The organism is Mucilaginibacter sp., from assembly GCF_025362475.1.
Classification (GTDB): Bacteria; Bacteroidota; Bacteroidia; order Sphingobacteriales; family Sphingobacteriaceae; genus Mucilaginibacter.
Genome location: NZ_JANYGH010000058.1, coordinates 23,456 through 41,583, shown reverse-complemented (window position 1 = coordinate 41,583; position 18,128 = coordinate 23,456). Strand labels below are relative to the sequence as shown.

Annotated in this window: 11 protein-coding genes; 10 read left to right on the top strand and 1 reads right to left on the bottom strand. The window is 44.0% G+C overall.

Going from position 1 to position 18,128, the window contains the following annotated elements; genetic code table 11:
• Positions 1-10: 10 nt before the first annotated feature.
• A complete protein-coding gene (locus Q0R88_RS18960) occupies positions 11-289 on the bottom strand; it encodes a hypothetical protein (RefSeq protein ID WP_295719167.1) in 279 nt (92 codons plus the stop codon).
• Between the two features lie 1,268 nt (positions 290-1,557).
• Between Q0R88_RS18960 and Q0R88_RS18955 the strand changes: the two genes are divergently transcribed.
• From Q0R88_RS18955 to Q0R88_RS18910, 10 genes are all read left to right on the top strand, one after another.
• Complete coding sequence (locus tag Q0R88_RS18955; RefSeq protein WP_295719165.1) at positions 1,558-3,537, top strand: FUSC family membrane protein; 1,980 nt, start codon at positions 1,558-1,560, stop codon at positions 3,535-3,537.
• Positions 3,538-3,712: 175 nt separating this feature from the next.
• Entirely contained in the window at positions 3,713-5,653 is a 1,941-nt protein-coding gene (locus Q0R88_RS18950) for a tetratricopeptide repeat protein (RefSeq protein ID WP_295719164.1), read from the top strand.
• A 209-nt stretch (positions 5,654-5,862) separates the two neighbouring features.
• A complete protein-coding gene (locus tag Q0R88_RS18945) occupies positions 5,863-6,843 on the top strand; it encodes an aldo/keto reductase (RefSeq protein ID WP_295719161.1) in 981 nt (326 codons plus the stop codon).
• 519 nt (positions 6,844-7,362) lie between these two features.
• Positions 7,363-7,596 (top strand): hypothetical protein, encoded by a 234-nt coding sequence (locus Q0R88_RS18940; RefSeq protein ID WP_295719159.1) that lies wholly within the window; start codon positions 7,363-7,365, stop codon positions 7,594-7,596.
• Between the two features lie 309 nt (positions 7,597-7,905).
• On the top strand, positions 7,906-10,743 hold the full coding sequence (locus tag Q0R88_RS18935) for a sugar-binding domain-containing protein (RefSeq protein ID WP_295719157.1): 2,838 nt from the start codon (positions 7,906-7,908) through the stop codon (positions 10,741-10,743).
• 121 nt (positions 10,744-10,864) lie between these two features.
• Positions 10,865-11,590 (top strand): glucosamine-6-phosphate deaminase, encoded by a 726-nt coding sequence (locus tag Q0R88_RS18930; RefSeq protein WP_295719155.1) that lies wholly within the window; start codon positions 10,865-10,867, stop codon positions 11,588-11,590.
• Between the two features lie 123 nt (positions 11,591-11,713).
• The gene (locus tag Q0R88_RS18925; protein WP_295719152.1) at positions 11,714-12,961 is read left to right on the top strand and encodes an MFS transporter; all 1,248 of its coding nucleotides are present in this window, start codon (positions 11,714-11,716) and stop codon (positions 12,959-12,961) included.
• A 2-nt stretch (positions 12,962-12,963) separates the two neighbouring features.
• On the top strand, positions 12,964-13,818 hold the full coding sequence (locus Q0R88_RS18920; protein WP_295719150.1) for an ROK family protein: 855 nt from the start codon (positions 12,964-12,966) through the stop codon (positions 13,816-13,818).
• 309 nt (positions 13,819-14,127) lie between these two features.
• The gene (locus tag Q0R88_RS18915) at positions 14,128-14,841 is read left to right on the top strand and encodes a hypothetical protein (protein ID WP_295719148.1); all 714 of its coding nucleotides are present in this window, start codon (positions 14,128-14,130) and stop codon (positions 14,839-14,841) included.
• Positions 14,842-14,892: 51 nt separating this feature from the next.
• Positions 14,893-18,117, top strand: coding sequence for a TonB-dependent receptor (locus tag Q0R88_RS18910; protein ID WP_295719146.1), 3,225 nt, complete (start codon positions 14,893-14,895; stop codon positions 18,115-18,117).
• Positions 18,118-18,128: the final 11 nt, after the last annotated feature.

Genomic DNA, 18,128 nt, shown 5'->3' with positions numbered 1-18,128 from the left:
TAGGTAAATATTAATTTACAACGTATATTGTTTTAAGAAATAGATTGAGCTCTCGCATGAATTTTAGTTGAGGTCTTAACTCTTCAATTGTTATTTCAGGATTTTCATTGTCTACAACAGAGTCTGAAATAGAATTAATCATTGTTTCAAATCCATCCTTAGTAATGTCCATAAAAGAAGAACAATGCTCCAGGAATTCTTTCAGTTCTTTTAAACTAATACCAAAATCAACACCGTTGACATTAACGGTTTGATTTTCTTCCAAACTTCTTTTTCTTTCAACTATCATTTTTTTGGATGCCAAACTTACAAATCGCTCAAAAATTATTTTTTACCTGCTATTACGCTGTTTCGAATTGAAAATCCAATTGAGCAACTTTGGGGTATTTTACGATATAGAAATTGATAAAGTTTCATTTTTTTTGTTTTAGATTTCAATTTGCTAAACTTATGTATTCTGCTCAGATGAATATGATTTAGAAAAAAAAACACCCTTTTAACTCCTCTGTTATAGATAAATACCAGAATTGAAAAAAGAATACAATTCCCTATTGTGTAAGTATTTGCACAATATGTTGCGTAAAATCAACAGTATTTATTTTTGATTTACCATTAATTTTTATGTTGCTATTAAGCACCATGTAAAAATGTAATAATCTTGTTAAATTTATTGATGCTCAGTGTAATAGTTTAATTAATATTTTCGGAGATAAAAGCCCCGTTTAATTCAAAATTGACTTGTTTTTACTTGATTTATTATTAAAATTAATATTATATAATAATATGCACTAAATCAAAATGGAAACACATACCAAGGCAATCTTGAAAGAATATCTTCAGTTAATAATTTCTTATATAGGTGGTTTTATTCAGGCTTATGTACAATATTACTAAAATTATGCCATATTGTTTATCAATGGTTAATAGAGATTTAAAATAAGATGGACAGAGTAAGTATAAATCTAAATGTAGTTTTTTTGCACGTACGGATCCGCGAAATTGGGAATAAGTCATCATTTTGTTCAAATGATAAAAGGTTGATAACTCCGTATTATTTGCCTGCATAAAGTTTCGACGCGGCATAGCGGTTTTTTTTAAAAAAGTTATTTTTATTTAGATTGAGCAGGAATAATTGCCATCTTTTTATGTTCTTATTGCGGAATAATCCCTGGCTTTTCCATCCACCAGAATTCATGATTCTATTAAGTTTTTACCTATCCTAAATCTACTTTCAAAACACGGTGATTGGAAACGGGCCTAATACCTCCCTGGATATATCCTGTAAATCATATTAGCCTGGTACCAACCGGCTGAATAAATCTTGAAAATTTTACCGGCTGCCCGGCAGCAGGGGCAAGGGCTGTTGGAATAGGCAGCCACCTGTTTCCAAAAGATATCCTGGAAAGCGAAGACTGGGGTAAACTGCAGAAAATTTATGTTTTATACACAGAGCGATATAAAACATACATCAATACTAAAGCGGTATAGATTAGGAACTGATTTATTTTAGGCTCGGTGTACTTGTTTTTAGGCATAGCTATTCTTTAAGTTTGCAGGGTGTTCCAAATCAAAACTCTTCCTTTTCATTTCCGCCTGGCCGAAAACGTGGCCGATGCGCTGCGCAATACGCTGATTGTGCTGTTGCCGATTGTGGTGTTTTACCATAGCCACCGGCAGGCAGGTATCGGTATGGGTGTTGGCGCATTGCTGATCAGCCTGACGGATTTACCGGGCAACCGGCGCGGCAAAGCGCTGACAGCTCTGCAAAGTTTGCTGATCTTTTTCGCGGTGTCATTGATCTTTTCGGCAAGCCTACACTCGGCGTTGCTGGCTGGGCTGGTATTGATCACGCTGACTTTCCTGCTGTCGATGATGGCGGCTTTGGGTGGCCGTACCGGTGTGGCCGGTACTATGGGCATTGTGCTGATGGTTTTTACGTTGGGGCTGCGGCCGCAGGAGCCGTTGTGGTTCAGCGCTTTTATCGTGGTGGGCGGGGCCTGGTTCCATCTCGTGAGCCTGGTACAGGTATTGATCTGGCCGTTCCGCTCATTACACCAGGCACTGCGCGAGGCCTTGTCTGCGACTGCAGATTTCCTAAAGGCTAAAGCCGTTTGTTATGACCCCGCTGTGCCCCTGGAGGAGGCTTACCGGCAAACAATTGCCCTGCATTTGCGGGTTTCGGAAAAGCAGGAGCTTGTGAGGCAATTATTGCTCAGCGACCGTCCGGGTGCGCAGCAGTTGCTGAACACTGCGATACGGGTGATCGGCTTGTATGAACAGGTAACAGCCATGCATTATGACTATGTAGTTGTGCGCGAGCGGTTGGAAACGAGCGGAGCGCTGCCGCTGACAGCGGAATTGATCGCTTTGCTGTCAGAAGAAACGCGCGGGCTCAGCCGTGTTGTGCCGGTATCCCGGCCGCTGAACCCAACGCTGAACGATTCCGCTTACTTGCAACTGAGCGACCGGCTATCCCTCATGGCAGCGGGGCTGCAGCAAGAGGACGCGGCTGTTATCAACGGGATACTGATCAATACTGCCGCGATTCGCCGCTTACTGGCCGAAATCGTTTTGAACGAGGGGGCGGTAATGGAAGATCTGCCTGAACCTGGCGCTTTCTTGCCAGAGGAGGGGACGTACGCCGCGAAGTTCAGGGCGCATTTAAATTTCCGTTCACCGGTGCTGCGTTTTTCGCTGCGGCTCACTTTATTGTTTGCGGCAGGGTACCTTGCTACTTTATTTTTTGCCCCGGATCCTTATAGTTACTGGCTGCTGCTAACGATCGTGATCGTGGCCCGGCCCCGGCTGGCGCTGACCTGGCAACGAAACCTGGAGCGTTTGTCGGGTACTTTGGTAGGTGTTTTACTGGCGGGCCTGGCGCTCCTGCTAATCAAGCCAGTTATGCTCTTACTGGTTATCGCAGGGCTGGGATTATTGTGCTTTTTTGCCTGGAACCGGTCTGCCTATGCCCGTAGCGTGACCGGTATTACGGTTTGTGTGGTAATCTGCCTGAGTCTTTATCATGGGCAGCCAACTGTGATCGCGACCGCCCGGCTCTGGTATTCACTGGCGGGCTGCGTTCTGGCTTTTGCCGGGATCTTTGTTTTTCCGGTCTGGATAAACGCCGAGCTGGAGGATCTGGCGCGTGCGGCGGCGGCGGGAAACCAGCTGTTCCTGAAAGCCGTTCTAGAGTCTGCTCCCCAACAGGAGGTCTGGCTGGCGCGAAAGGAAGCTCATTTGCGGCTGGCACGCTTTTCGGAAGGTTTGCGGCACGCGCGGGTCGAGCCTGGCAAAGCCGACTTACCCCGATTGGAACACATTCAGGTACTGCATTACCGCATCAACGCCGTAATTATCTCGCTGTTTTTAGCCCCGCGCCCATCGGGCCTTGAAAAAGCAGAAAGGGCATTGGCCCGCCTGGAAGACTATGGGCGACGGGAAAATCTTTTTTTACCAGCGCCCCAGGACAATCGTTTATTATTAAAAGGCGCTGATCTGCTGGACGCGCTGGTATGCGAACTGCTCCGGGCTGGCTGAGCCAGCATTCCGGCTATCTCCCGGCCTGTTGTTTTACCGGCCCGGCTATAGGGGGATACTACACTCAATTTATAAAGGAATTTCACGGGGAAGTGGATAAACTACTGGGGCGGGTGGCAGCTAAATCAAAAACTTATCAGCAGCGTTTACGTAAAAAGTTTTTAAAGATTTATGTATGCGCTATTTTTTGATGCTGATTTGCTCCTTGAACTACACTGCATTTGCGCAGCAACCTGCGGCGAGGCCCGGTCAGCTTCAAACAGCAAGCGAAAGTGAAAAGGTTCGATTGTATAATCAAATCAGCCAGTCCTATGCGGCCACACAGCCAGATTCTGCTGTGTATTATGCGCATGCGGGTATGCGCCTGGCCGAAAAACAGAATGACCGCCAGGGCCAGGCTTCTCTGTTGCTGACTCTGGGGCATATCAACACGCTGCACCATCATACCGACCTTGCCCGGAGCTTTTATAACGAGGCGCTGGGCCTGTACCGCAGGCTGCATGATGTGGCCGGTGTTGCCCATACCTATGATCAATTGGGTGCACTGGATGGCGATACGCAAAACTTCGGTGCAGCCTTAAAATATTACCAGGATAGCCGGGACAGCAGCGGGTTGATCGAAACCTATGTGGACCTGGGCAATAACGCGGTGGACAAAGGCGAGCACGAAAAGGCGCTGAGCTGGTACCTGCGTGCCTTAACTCAGTATGAGCATCGCCGTCAGGAGCCGGAAGCTTACTTTGTATTATTGGAAAATATCGGTAAGCTATACCAGCAGAAAGGCGATAGCGCTACCGCGCTGCACTATCTGCAGGAAGGTGTCCGCAGGAGCAGCCGGCAGGGGACGCGGGACGGCGAAGTCCGTTTGCTTAATGATGAAGGCCGGCTTTTTACTCAGGACCATGAGGAAGTAAAGGCACTCGCATTATATAAACAAGCGCTCAACGAAGCGAAGAAATATCGTCAGCCGGATGAGCAGGCCGAAGCGCTGATCGGGATTGCGGGTGTGCTCCAAAAACAGGATGCCAGCGCAAGTATTAAAGATCTGCAGCAAGCATTGAATATCGCTCAAAGCCTGCACGAGCCGAAACTGGAAGCCCGTATCTACCAGGCGCTGGTCGCCGTTTACCGCCAGCAAAAAAATTATGGTGAAGCCATGACCGCGCTTACAGAAGAACACCACCTGGTGGATAGTCTGCTCGGGGCGGATACGGTTAAGGAGATCGCCGCCCTGGACAGTAGCTATGTGCTGGAGCGTTCGCGCGAAAAAACGGAAGGCCTTGAAAAGGTGAACCGGGTGGAAAAAGCCGAATTGTGGCTGGCCGTGGTATTGGCCGCGTCGGTACTGCTGATCCTGATCCTGTGCTGGCTTTATCTCCGGAAAGTTAAACGGCTAAATACACAACTGCAGCACTTGAATGAAGAATTGCGAAACTCCAACCGGGTGAAGGATACGCTGTTTTCGGTGATTGGTCATGACCTGAAAGGGCCGGCGGGCAGCGCGGCGCAGCTTTTTGAAATGATGGAGACCGAAGATTTTACGCAGGAGGAAATGAAAGGCATGATCAGCGAGTTGCGTAAACAGACCACGGCCTCACTGCAATTATTGCAGGCGCTGTTTGAATGGGGCAAAGCACAGCTGCAGGGTATCAAAGTGAACCCGACGGATTTCAGCGTGCAGCCCGTCGTAGAGCGATGTATACACTTGCTAAGTCAGCAGGCGGCGCAGAAAAATATCCAGCTCATGGCCAACCTGCCCGATGAGCTGAAACTGCACGCGGATGCCGACCACTTTGAATTCATCATCCGCAATCTGTTGTCAAACGCCATAAAGTTCAGTTATGAGGGCGGCACGATTACCATTGGTGCGCGACTACCTTCGCCGGAGGAAGTGGTACTGTCGGTTAAAGACAATGGGGTGGGTATCAGTCCGGATCAGCAGGCTGTTTTCCTGACGAGTAACCTGAAGGTGAGCTTCGGTACCCAAAAAGAACAGGGCAGCGGCCTGGGCCTGTTACTGACCAAGGATTTTATCAAGGCCAACCATGGGCGTATCTGGCTGGAGAGTGAGCAAGGAAAAGGTAGCACCTTTTATGTGGCGATGCCACCGGCGTAACTGCTTGAACTCTTAGACAAGCTGGACCCAAACGTTTCAAACATCAATATCTTGATTTTTTATCTTTTTGATATGATTAATTGATGCGATCGTTAATCATATTTGAAATCCATAAAAAGTTCTTCGTTTCTCTACAATGATTCTTAATAGTTCTGCTGAAATTTGCTTCATCAAAAAAAAGAATATTTAATGTTTTAATAATAGCAGTCATGAAATATAGAAAATTGGGTAAAACCAACGAAAAGCTATCGGCTATAGGATTGGGCACCATGGGGATGAACCATGCTTATGGCGAGCCGGATGATAAAGAATCATTGGCTACCTTGAACCTGGCCATTGATTTGGGCATTAACTTTTGGGACACAGCTGATATTTATGCCAAAGGGGAAAATGAGAAACTGGTATCTGAAGTTTTGGTTCCAAACAGGGATAAAATTTTTATTGCAACAAAATTTGGGTTCAGATGGGATGATAATAAAGTTAACTCATTTGATGCATCTCCTGCTTATATTAAAACAGCGGTGGAACAAAGCCAGAGGCGGCTGCGTGTAGATTATATTGACCTGTATTACGCGCACCGCGTAGATCCCCTTATACCTATTGAAGAAACAGTGGGAGCTATGGCGGAGTTGGTTAAAGAGGGAAAGGTTAAATATCTTGGTTTGTCGGAGGCCTCTGCCGCATCAATTAAAAAAGCTCATGCCGTACATCCGATTGCCGCGCTGCAAAGTGAATATTCTTTGTTAACAAGAGAAGTAGAAGCGGAAATACTTCCTTTGACCAGGGAACTCGGCATATCTTTTATTCCCTTTAGTCCATTAGCCCGCGGACTGGTAACTAATACACTCGATATCAGTACACTTGCAGGTAACGATTTTCGAAGAACATTGCCCCGCTACCAGGAGAAATATGCTGAAAACAACAAGAAACTGGCTGAAGGGTTTGCTGCAATAGCAGGATCTAAAAATGTTACTTCAGCCCAAATAGCGCTTGCCTGGGTTTTGAACCAGGGTGAACACATTATACCTATCCCCGGCACAAAGAAAACCAAATATCTGAAGGAAAACGCCGCTGCGGTGGACGTAGAACTGACTGCGGATGATTTACAAACTATTGAAGAACTGCTGAAAAAATACCCGGATACTGGAGCAAGATACAGCGAGCACCATGCAAAAATGACTAACAATTAAGTATCATAAGCCTCGTTGCCATTGCATCGATTAACAAAGAGACAATGAAGAATGACAATCGGCTTTTGGAGTAAGAACCTATTTCGCAAATCCAGGCATGGTTGAAAGCTGGCTTAACGTTATTTGACTTTAATATTCATATATCTTATACCATTAAAAATACACCTGGCTATGCCGAACGATTGAAAGTAGAGAAACAGACACAAGTATTCTGGAACAGACCTAACTGACATCATTCGTAACCCTGGACGGGGGGTCAGGGAGACAAACAGAATCTTTGAAATAAATTAAAAAAACAATTGAATTTCTTGTATTTGACTATTGTAATTAGTAAGTTCAGTTGTTGAAATGTTGTGAAAACCGCAGTTTATGTTTTATTTCAACAGGGGCCATGTTAAGTGCCTTGCACGCCGGAAGCCCCAGGAAGCGAGTATCGGGGGACTTTCTTTTTAAAAGTATTTCGGTTCAGGGATATTTTAACCGGAATGATATTGTACCATCTTTTTATCTTTGCAATACATGAGTTTACCTTTGCGCATCACATTTGGAGATATTGATTATACTTACAAAGTATTAAGTAAAGGGATCAATAGGGAAACCACACAAATAAAAATCAGCCTTTTTAGCGAAGAGTTTACCCTGATTCGTAATCAACTCAATGAGTGGATTCCCGAAGAATCATCCATTGGCGATAATCAGGCCCTTTTAAAAGCCATTGGTCGTTCGCTTGCATCGCGTTACAGGCTTAAATAATAACCCAAATTCGCCAACAAATAATAAAGTCCCTGTCAAACTCGATAGAGGCTTTTTCAATAGATTTTCAATTTAAGTATTGTGTCTTCTTTTCTGTCACTTCTTTGCGGCTATTCCGCTGAAACTGACCAGTAACTCATAGGTAAAGAACAAATTGATTCGGCTGGGGTAATAAAAAGATGTTTTTTCAGACGAAGTATTAATTAGGTCAGATAGTCCGGTTTTTTCGTTGTATTTTCATTTTTTAATAGCAGTTTAACTAACACATTTGCTGGCCAATTATTTTCTCGTCATTCCCTATTGTTAAATATGAAAAAAGTCATTTATGTTATTCTTTCAGGCATATTTGTTTGCTGTAGTTTTACCGGCGTCGGACAAATTATTCAAAATAAAAGAATTGATCTTTCAGGGACCTGGTCATTTGCAATAGATTCTCTGGACAAGGGAGTTAAAGAAAAATGGTTTGTAAATAAATTACCTGAAACTATTCATTTGCCGGGTTCTATGGCTACCAACGGCAAGGGAAACGATGTAACCCTGAATACACCATGGACCGGTGGTATGTGGAGTATGCAATGGTTTAAAGATTCCAGCTATGCCAAATACCGGCAACCAGGTAACGTGAAGATATCCTTTTGGCTGCAGCCCAATAAATATTATGTGGGGCCTGCCTGGTATCAAAAAGAAGTTAATATTCCACCGGCATGGGCAGGACAGCATATAGAATTATTTTTGGAAAGATGCCACTGGGAAACAACCCTGTGGATAGACGGTAAAGAAGCCGGTATGAAGAACGCATTAGGGGCGCCGCATATTTACATGCTGGATCATCTGCTTAAACCCGGAAAACATATTATTGCATTAAGGATTGATAACCGGATTAAAGATATTAACCCCGGGACAGATGCACACAGTGTAACAGATAATACGCAAACCAATTGGAATGGCATTGTTGGTGATATGGCGCTTAACGCCAAACCTGCGGTTTATCTTTCATCGGTTCAATTGTTTCCTGATGTAGATAAAAAGGTAGTAGTGGCGAAAGTGAGCATCAAGAGCTTGTCTGGAACTATCGGCGCGTCGAAACTGATTTTCGGTGTGCAGGATAATAGGGGTGCCGCTCATCAATATCTGCCGGTCCTTCAAAAAATAATTGCCGCTGGAAAAGATTCCACTATTGTGTTTTTTACGTACCCTATGGGAGCCCATCCGCTATTATGGGATGAATTTAATCCCAACCTTTATAAGATGAAGGTAACCTTAAAGGGGGAAAGCGGAACGGATAGCCAGGAAATTACTTTCGGCATGCGTAAATTCCTTACCAAAGGAAGTCAGTTTACAATAAATGACCGCCCGGTTTTCCTTCGAGGAACGTTGGAATGCGCTATTTTTCCTAAAACAGGTTTCCCGCCTACTGATAAAGGCGCCTGGGCGAGAATATTTAGAATATGCAGGTCATATGGGCTGAATCATATTCGGTTTCACTCCTGGTGCCCGCCTGAAGCAGCTTTTCGGGCGGCCGACGAAGCCGGGTTCTATTTATCCATCGAATGTTCCGCATGGGCAACGGTTGGAGATGGAAAGCCCATTGATCGGTTCATCTATGAGGAAAGCAACCACATTGTGAATGCTTTTGGTAACCATCCCTCGTTTTGCATGATGCCTTATGGTAATGAACCCGGCGGTAAAAATCTAAAAGAATACCTTACTGGTTTTGTCAAATACTGGAAACAAAAGGATTCCCGGCGGTTATATACCACGGCTTCCGGCTGGCCGGTAATTCCCGAAAGTGATTACAACAGCTCTCCCGATCCGCGTATACAAGCCTGGGGTGCGGGCGTCGAAAGTATTATCAATTCTAAACCGCCAAATACCGATTATGATTGGTCATCCATCATCAGCAAATGGCCGCAACCCACCGTGAGCCATGAAATTGGCCAGTGGTGTGTTTACCCTAACTTCAAAGAAGTAAAAAAATATGACGGTGTGCTTAAGCCTAAAAATTTTGAAATATTTTATGATCGCTTAAAAGAACATCACCTGGAAAGTCTTGCCGATAGCTTTCTGTTTGCATCAGGTAAACTACAGGTACTATGTTATAAAGCAGATATAGAGGCTGCTTTAAGAACCAAGGGATTTGGCGGATTCCAGTTACTTGATCTGCATGATTTTCCTGGCCAGGGTACAGCGCTGGTAGGTGTTTTAGATCCTTTCTGGGATGATAAGGGTTATGTTACAGCAAAGGAATACAGCAGATTTTGTAATGCAACGGTGCCGTTAATCAGGACAGCTAAGATGATTTATGAAAATAATGAAAAGCTTGAAGCAGAAGTGGAGATCGCGCATTATGGCAGTACTCCGTTAAAACAAATTACACCAACATGGCAACTGAAAGACAATGCCAGTAAAGTGTTATACAGTGGAAAGCTGAAAACAACTGATGTGCCTATAGGAAATGGTTTCAAGTTGGGTCAAATCAGCCAATCCTTATCTGGCATCAATCAAGCTCAAAAGCTAGTGCTACAGGTAACAGCAGGGGGGCACATTAACTCCTGGGATATTTTTGTTTATCCTTCGCATCGTCCCGAACCTAATAAAAGTATTTATGTAACTCAACAACTTGATGAAAAGGCTTTGGCCATGTTAAATAAAGGTGGTAAAGTTCTGCTTACCGTGAAGAAAGGCGCAATAAAGGCAGATATGGGTGGCAATGTTGTGGTGGGATTTTCCAGTATTTTCTGGAACACCTCATGGACTAACAACCAGCCTCCGCATACACTGGGGATTTTGTGTAATCCCGCACACCCGGCATTGGCAAAGTTTCCTACGGATTATTACAGCAACTGGGAATGGCGGGATGGCATAAGTCATAGCTCCGCAATCCGGTTGGATAGTCTTTCAAATGAGATCAAACCCATTGTGAGGATTATAGATGACTGGTTTACCGCAAGACCCCTGGGTTTGATTTTTGAATGTAAAGCAGGAAACGGTAGCCTGGTGGTTTCAGGTATTGATTTGCTTACAGATCAGGAAAAACGTCCCGAAGCTAAACAGTTGCTATATAGTCTGGAAGATTATATGAATACGCCGGGGTTTAATCCATCAGTATCTGTGAAAACAGAAAAACTTGTGGGGCTTTTTAAATAATCTTCCTTGATTTAAATGGCGTTAAGCAAGGCGTAAATAGGGTATTAATGATTGGAAACGCATCCGATGACATGCAATTGCAGAATAATTTTGAGCTCATCAATTAATTTAATTCCGTTATATGAAAGTATTAACTTATTCAGATTACAATAAAATGTGCAGAGCTGCTGCTGATATTATTGTTGCCCAAATTCAACTTAAATTCAATTCCCTGATCTGTATTCCTTCGGGAGATTCACCGGCCGGAGTTTTTAAATATTTAATAGCCGATGCCCAAAACGGCAAGGTAGATTTTAGCGGATGTTACTTTGTAGGGCTGGATGAATGGGTAGGTATGGGCAGGGATGACGACGGAAGCTGCACCAATTTTCTTTACGAAAACTTCTTTGCGCCCCTGCAAATTGAACCGGAAAAGATGATGCTTTTTGATGCCAAATCAGCAAATCTGGATGCTGCATGTAAATCAATGGATGATTTTATAAAAGAAAGAGGTCCCCTGGATATCATGATGGTAGGCATTGGCATGAATGGCCACATAGGCCTCAATGAGCCCGGTACAGATTCTGATTTATATGCTCATTATTCGCCGCTGGCGCCGGTTACCGCGAGTGTGGGGCAAAAATACTTTAAAAAGCAAACCCACCTGCACCTGGGTATAACGCTTGGCCTTAAATATTTGCAGGAAGCAAAAATACCTTTGCTCATAGCTGCCGGAGTTAAAAAGGCGGAGATTATTGCTCAGGCATTGGAGGGTGAGGTCACTAATCAATTACCGGCGTCCATTTTTCAAACGCTGCCATCAGCTTATGTTTTATTGGATAAAGACGCCGCGCAAAGATTGACATGATAGCATTTGCATCTTCTAAATAAATAATTTAACATTTCTGAGCAATCGTATTGAAATTTTCATTTGGTAATTAATAATGTATAGATATTCAGACTCATTTTTCTCATCACTAAAAGTTGCTTCATGAAACGTAACTACTACATCGTAGCATTAATCATGCTCAGCTTTTTTGTTATCTCTTTTCTCACCAACGTTATTGGTGCCCTAAATCCCGATTTCATAAAGGGTTTTCACCTGAGCCTAACGCTGGCAGCTTTCTTGCCATTTGCCTTTTTTATAGCCTACGGTTTGGTTTCTATCCCCACGGGGATGTTGCTGGAGAAGTACAAGGAAAAGAAGATAATGATTGCCGGGTTTATCGTATCCTTTTTAGGTTCGCTGCTGCTGGCCATGGTGCCCAATTATTTGAGCGCTATTATTTCGTTGTTCCTGATTGGCTCGGGCATGGCCATGTTGCAGGTGGTGATCAATCCTTTGCTGCGTACATCCGGCGGAGAGGAACATTATGCATTTAACTCCGTACTGGCCCAGCTCATATTCGGCGCGGCATCTTTTCTAAGTCCGATGGTGTATTCCTATTTTGCACTTCACCTGAACGATGCGGGCAACACTGGCTTTATGGCTTATTTTCATACCATAGTACCCTCCAATTTGCCCTGGATCTCGCTTTACTGGATCTTTGCCGTGATTTCTTTATTAATGATCGTGATCATCAGGTTTTCAAAATTCCCCGTAGTAGCGCTGAAGGCGGATGAAGAGGTGGGGCCGATCAAAACACATATTACGCTTTTTAGAAAGCCTGTAGTTGTATTGTTTTTTATCGCCATGATCTGCTATGTTGGCACCGAGCAGGGGATAGCCAACTGGATATCAAAATTTTTAGAAACCTATCATGGCTTTGATCCGCAAACCAAAGGGGCCGATACGGTTGCCTATTTTTGGGGATTGATGACTGCCGGAGGCGTTGTGGGTTTGTTTTTGCTGAAAGTATTGGATAGTCGTAAAGTGTTAATAGGGTTTACGGTTGCAGCATTAATTTGCCTCACCGCCGCTCTTTTTGGCCCGGCTAAGGTTTCATTAATTGCTTTTCCGCTGGTAGGTTTTTTTGCATCAGTAATGTATCCTGTTATTTTTTCGCTGGCACTTAATTCTATAGATGAACATCACGGTTCATTTGCAGGTATTATGGTTACAGGCATTATTGGCGGCGCCATTGTTCCGTTGATCATCGGTGGGTTGGGTGATTTCCTGGGCCTGCGTACAGGGATGCTGTTCTTATACCTTACCATGGGCTATATTTTAAGCATCGGTTTTTGGGCAAAACCACTAATTACTAATCAAACCGTGTTCGACAAAAAAGATAAATCATAAAGATGAGGGATATTAAAGTTATAGGAATAGATCTTGGCGCTACAAACATCCGCGGGGCGGTAGTAACAGGAAATGCCATATCTGATATTGTTTCGGCACGTATTCATAGTGATGGTTCTGTTGAGGATGTGCTAAATGATATTTACCAGGTGGTAGATGCTTTGATAGATGATTCGGTAAAAGCGATAGGCATCGGTGTACCCAGCGTAGTGGATGTAGCGGAGGGTATTGTTTATGATGTGCTGTATATTCCCTCGTGGATAGAAGTGCCTTTGAAAAAATTAATGGAGGCACGCTATCATGTACCTGTTTTTGTAAATAACGATGCCAATTGCTTTGCCGTGGGCGAGTATCATTTTGGAAAAGGCAACGGGGTTGATTCTATGATCGGTTTAACGCTGGGTACTGGTTTGGGTGCCGGTGTAATCATTAATAATAAGCTGTATGCCGGGTACAATTGCGGAGCGGGGGAATTCGGCTTATTCAATTATCTGGATAATATACTGGAGTATTATTGCAGCGGCTCTTTCTTTCAAAATGTGTACCAGTTGGATGGCATGCAGGTTTTTGAGGATGCAAAAAAAAACGATGCCCGGGCGTTGACCTTATACGCAGAACTGGGCACACATATAGGGCATGCCATTAAAATGGTGATGTATGCTTATGACCCACAACTGATCATTTTGGGCGGATCAGTGCGGCATGCTTATGATTTCTTCCAGGAAAATATGTGGCAGCAGATTAAAACTTTTGCCTATACCAAATCGGCAGAGCGGATCAGGGTAGAAATATCTGCCTTAGAAAATAGCGGTATTTTGGGCGCAGCGGCATTATATTATGATGCAACCAATTATTGATCCTCTGTTTAGGTTTGTCAGTTCTGCGAAAAAGATTTCGAATCAAAAATAACGGTAACCAAACCCTGCTCCGATAACTGGGCCAAACACTGGTATCAGGAAAGCATCCGGGTCATTCTGAAGTTGAATATCATCCTATGATGTAGTTATGATGTACCTCTAAAAACTACATCATGGTAAAATTTGCCCGTTGATGTACTGATGAAGCAGCTGTAAATCAGGGTTTTCTTTTCTTTCTATACAGGTTTGTGTTGGCCGAAAGATCATCTTCCGTCCTGCCAGTTCAAACCCTTTAAACACTCATTTTTTATGAAAGAAAAAATTTCTGACGGCCATTGCTATGGCCAAAATCTACCATTAAAATTAAGGCTGTGCTGCATACTGTTTGTAGCAGCTATGCTTCATTGTACTCTGCTCCGCGCCCAAAGTGACACGCTTGGTGTATTTACGACCCACCGCGATATCGGTAACCCCAAAAATCCGGGCAATACACAATATGACAAGGTTACACATAGCTATAACCTTAAAGGAAGCGGTTATAACATCTGGTTTAACCGCGATGAATTTCAATATGTGTATAAGCCTATAAAAGGCGACTTTACCGCTACCGCGAATTTTACTTTTAAAGGCGATAAAGGCAACGGGCACCGCAAAGTAGGGTGGATGCTCAGGGCCTCAACGGATGAAAAAGCTATACACCTGAGTGCCGTTACTCATGGCGATGGATTAACTGTTTTGCAATGGCGTTCAAAAACAGGCGCCAATATGCTTGATCCGCAGGAAGAGATCTTTTTTCCCGAAAAGAAGTTTGAGGTAGTGCAGTTACAGCGCATAGGCAAACGGGTGATCATGAAGGTTGGCCATGTTGGAGAGCCGCTTAAAACGGTAGGGTCGCATGTAATGCCAAATATGCCGGATGAAGCCTTGCTTGGCCTTTTCATTTGCTCGCATGATCCTGAAATTACCGAGGAAGCAACCGCCTGGGATGTACACCTGGATGATAATGCCGCTAAGCATAAATAAGCTGGCGCCTCGGGTCAGAAAACCAATTATTAACCATTATGATTTTATTTTATGTATGATAAATTATTTTACTCAGCATGGAAAATGTGTTTTATTTTCCTCGGATTGTTTTTGAGTTTTACTGTTTTTGCGCAAACCAAAAAAACAGGTAAAGTACTAAGCTTTGATGATAAATCGCCGGTTATCGGTGCTTCTTTAGGGATAAAGGGTTCAAGCCTTGGTACTGTAACAGACGTTAACGGTAATTTTACCCTTACGCTTAAACCTACCGATGTATTGGTGGTGTCCTACATCGGTTACGATACACAGGAAATTACGGTTGGCGATGCGGCAACTCTTGTGATCAGCCTTCACCCTGCATCGCGTTCGTTAAATGAAGTAGTTGTAACAGGCTATAACTCACAACGCAAAAAGGACATCACCGGTGCGGTTGCAGTTGTTAATGTAACTAACCTGAAGGCCGTACCCTCGGGGTCAACAGAATCCCTGTTACAGGGGCAGGCATCGGGCGTTACTGTGGTTAGTTCTGGGGCACCTGGTAGTGCCAGCAACATCAAGATCAGGGGTATTACATCAGTAGGCAGTACAGATCCGCTTGTGATTGTTGACGGCACTCCAGGCAGCCTTCATGATCTTAACGTTAATGAAATCCAGTCCATACAGGTGTTAAAGGATGCCGGCTCGGCCGCAATTTACGGTGTGCGTGGTTCAAACGGTGTTGTTATTGTCACCACTAAAAAAGGGAAGGTAGGCTCGCCTGTTATTACCTATGATGCATATTATGGTACTCAGCGCCCTAACGCCAAAGGATGGAATTTAGCCAACCCTACCGAAACGGCAAATGCCATTTGGCAGGAATACAAAAACGACGGTTTAACGCCTATTCATAAACAATATGGCAGCGGTCCCGAACCTGTTATACCTGATTATATAACACCTACCGCCGGTAAAAACGGTGACCCGAATACCAATCCAGACACTTACGCGCTGTATTCTAACCAGATCACCAAAGCCAATAAGGATGGGACAGACTGGTTTCATGAAATATTTAAGCCCGCGCCCTTACAAAGCCACAGCCTGTCCGTAAGCGGCGGTACCGATAAGTCAACGTATTTGTTCTCGTTTGGTTATCTCGATCAGCAGGGTACTTTAATTGAAACCATGTTAAAACGTTATTCGCTTAGGGTAAATACCAGTTATAAAGTGAAAGACCATATCCGTATTGGCGAAAACCTGTATGCATTTTACAAACAAAATCCGGGTTATACCAATTTGCCGGGCGTTAACAGTACCAATGCTATCAACGCATCTTACAGGATCCCTAACATTATACCGGTTTATGATATTATGGGCAACTATGCCGGAGGTGGTTCGCAAAGTTTGGGGAATGCACCCAACCCGGTGGCTATTCAGCAGCGCACCAAAGATTATAAAAATGACGACTGGCAGATCTCGGGCAATGCTTATGCCGAGGTTGACTTTTTAAAGAAATTTACTGTTCGTTCCAGCTTTGGCGGTACCGTAGATTATTTTTATAACAACGCCTTTGTATTTACCGGTTATGAAAATGCGGAAAATAGTACCAATCCAAATAGTTACATTGAAAACTACGGTTATAGCACCAGCTGGACCTGGACAAACACCATCAATTACAAGGATACTTTTGGCAAACACAGCATTAATGTGCTCTTTGGCTCCGAGGCTATCAAAAACCTTGGTAACGCGGTTGGTACTTCAAGAGGTAATTACTATTTAACCAATCCTAACAACCTTACGGTCGATCCTAATTTATGGACCCTGAATTTTGGTGAATCGGGTACACAAACCAATGCGAATATTATAAACCCGGCCGGGCAGCAAACGCCGTATCAACTGGCTTTATACTCTTTATTCGGTCGGTTTGATTATAATTATAACGATAAATACCTGTTAAGCGGAACCTTACGCCGTGATGGCGCCTCGGTATTTGCTACCAATAACAGGTACGGGGTCTTCCCTTCGGTAACCGGCGGCTGGCGTATCTCGGGCGAACAGTTTATGAAAAAGGTAGACTGGATCAATGACCTGAAGATCCGCGCGGGCTGGGGAAAACTGGGTTCAATCAGCAATATCAATTCTACAAACGCATTTACCTTATACGGGCAGGGCGCTGTTTTGTCTTATTATGATATCGCGGGCAGCAGTAATCATTCTACCCAGGGCCTTTATATCAGTCAGTTTGGTAACCCTAATACCAGCTGGGAAGAGGATATCATTACCAACATAGGCTTTGATGCAACTATTATCAAAAACAAGGTTGATATGTCTTTCGAGGTGTATAAGAAATCAATCAATGGTTTATTATTCCCGGCTGCATTGCCATCAACGGCAGGAGGGGCGGCGGCTCCGTTCATCAATGCCGGGAATATCGAAAATAAAGGTATCGATGCGGCGGTTACTTATCATGGCTCCATCGGTAACGATTTTAAAATGGACCTTACCAGCACATTTACCACCTATGATAATAAGGTGGTTAGCCTGCCAAAAGGTACCGCTTACCTTGATATCGGTTCGGGCGGCAGCTCAACTACTTATTCCAGATTACAGCCGGGCCACCCCGTGGGCGCCTTTTTTGGCTACAAGGTAATGGGCATATTTCAAAATGCGGCCGAAGTTAGTTCGGCTCCTACACAGGATGCGGCGGCTCCCGGCCGTTTCAGGTACCAGGATGTGAACGGCGACGGTAAGATTGATGCCAGCGACAGGACCTTTTTTGGTAATCCCAACCCTAAGTTTACCAGCGGCATTAATATAGGCGCATCGTATAAAAATTTCGATCTTATGCTGTTCCTGTATGCTTCTGTTGGTAACGATGTATTGAATATTGTTCGCTCATCTACTGATTTTCCGCAGCAGTTTGATGTCGCCATCAGTAAAGATGCGGTGTATAACTCCTGGACACCTGACCGACCTAATGCAAAAGTGCCGATGCTTGAACGTTCATCAAACTTTAGCAATACCACCTTTTCATCTTATTATGACGAAAACGGCTCATACCTAAGATTTAAAACCATGGTACTCGGTTATACGATCCCTAAACTTAAGTTAAAAAGGATAGGTATCGAAAAGCTCAGGTTTTTTATCCAGGGCACCAATTTGTTCACGATAACCAAATATTCAGGGCTTGATCCCGAACTGCCAGGCAGCAACACATCCAGTACATTATTCGGGATTGACGGCGGGGCTTATCCGGCAAATCAAAAAACATATACGGCAGGTGTTAATATGTCATTTTAACCGGTGCGATA

Bases quoted from the DNA above. Each gene is read 5' to 3' on its own strand.
- Q0R88_RS18915 (WP_295719148.1), top strand. From the start codon at position 14,128: ATGAAAGAAAAAATTTCTGACGGCCATTGCTATGGCCAAAATCTACCA.
- Q0R88_RS18930 (WP_295719155.1), top strand. From the start codon at position 10,865: ATGAAAGTATTAACTTATTCAGATTACAATAAAATGTGCAGAGCTGCT.
- Q0R88_RS18945 (WP_295719161.1), top strand. From the start codon at position 5,863: ATGAAATATAGAAAATTGGGTAAAACCAACGAAAAGCTATCGGCTATA.
- Q0R88_RS18920 (WP_295719150.1), top strand. From the start codon at position 12,964: ATGAGGGATATTAAAGTTATAGGAATAGATCTTGGCGCTACAAACATC.
- Q0R88_RS18960 (WP_295719167.1), bottom strand. From the start codon at position 289: ATGATAGTTGAAAGAAAAAGAAGTTTGGAAGAAAATCAAACCGTTAAT.
- Q0R88_RS18925 (WP_295719152.1), top strand. From the start codon at position 11,714: ATGAAACGTAACTACTACATCGTAGCATTAATCATGCTCAGCTTTTTT.
- Q0R88_RS18950 (WP_295719164.1), top strand. From the start codon at position 3,713: ATGCGCTATTTTTTGATGCTGATTTGCTCCTTGAACTACACTGCATTT.
- Q0R88_RS18910 (WP_295719146.1), top strand. From the start codon at position 14,893: ATGTATGATAAATTATTTTACTCAGCATGGAAAATGTGTTTTATTTTC.
- Q0R88_RS18940 (WP_295719159.1), top strand. From the start codon at position 7,363: ATGAGTTTACCTTTGCGCATCACATTTGGAGATATTGATTATACTTAC.
- Q0R88_RS18935 (WP_295719157.1), top strand. From the start codon at position 7,906: ATGAAAAAAGTCATTTATGTTATTCTTTCAGGCATATTTGTTTGCTGT.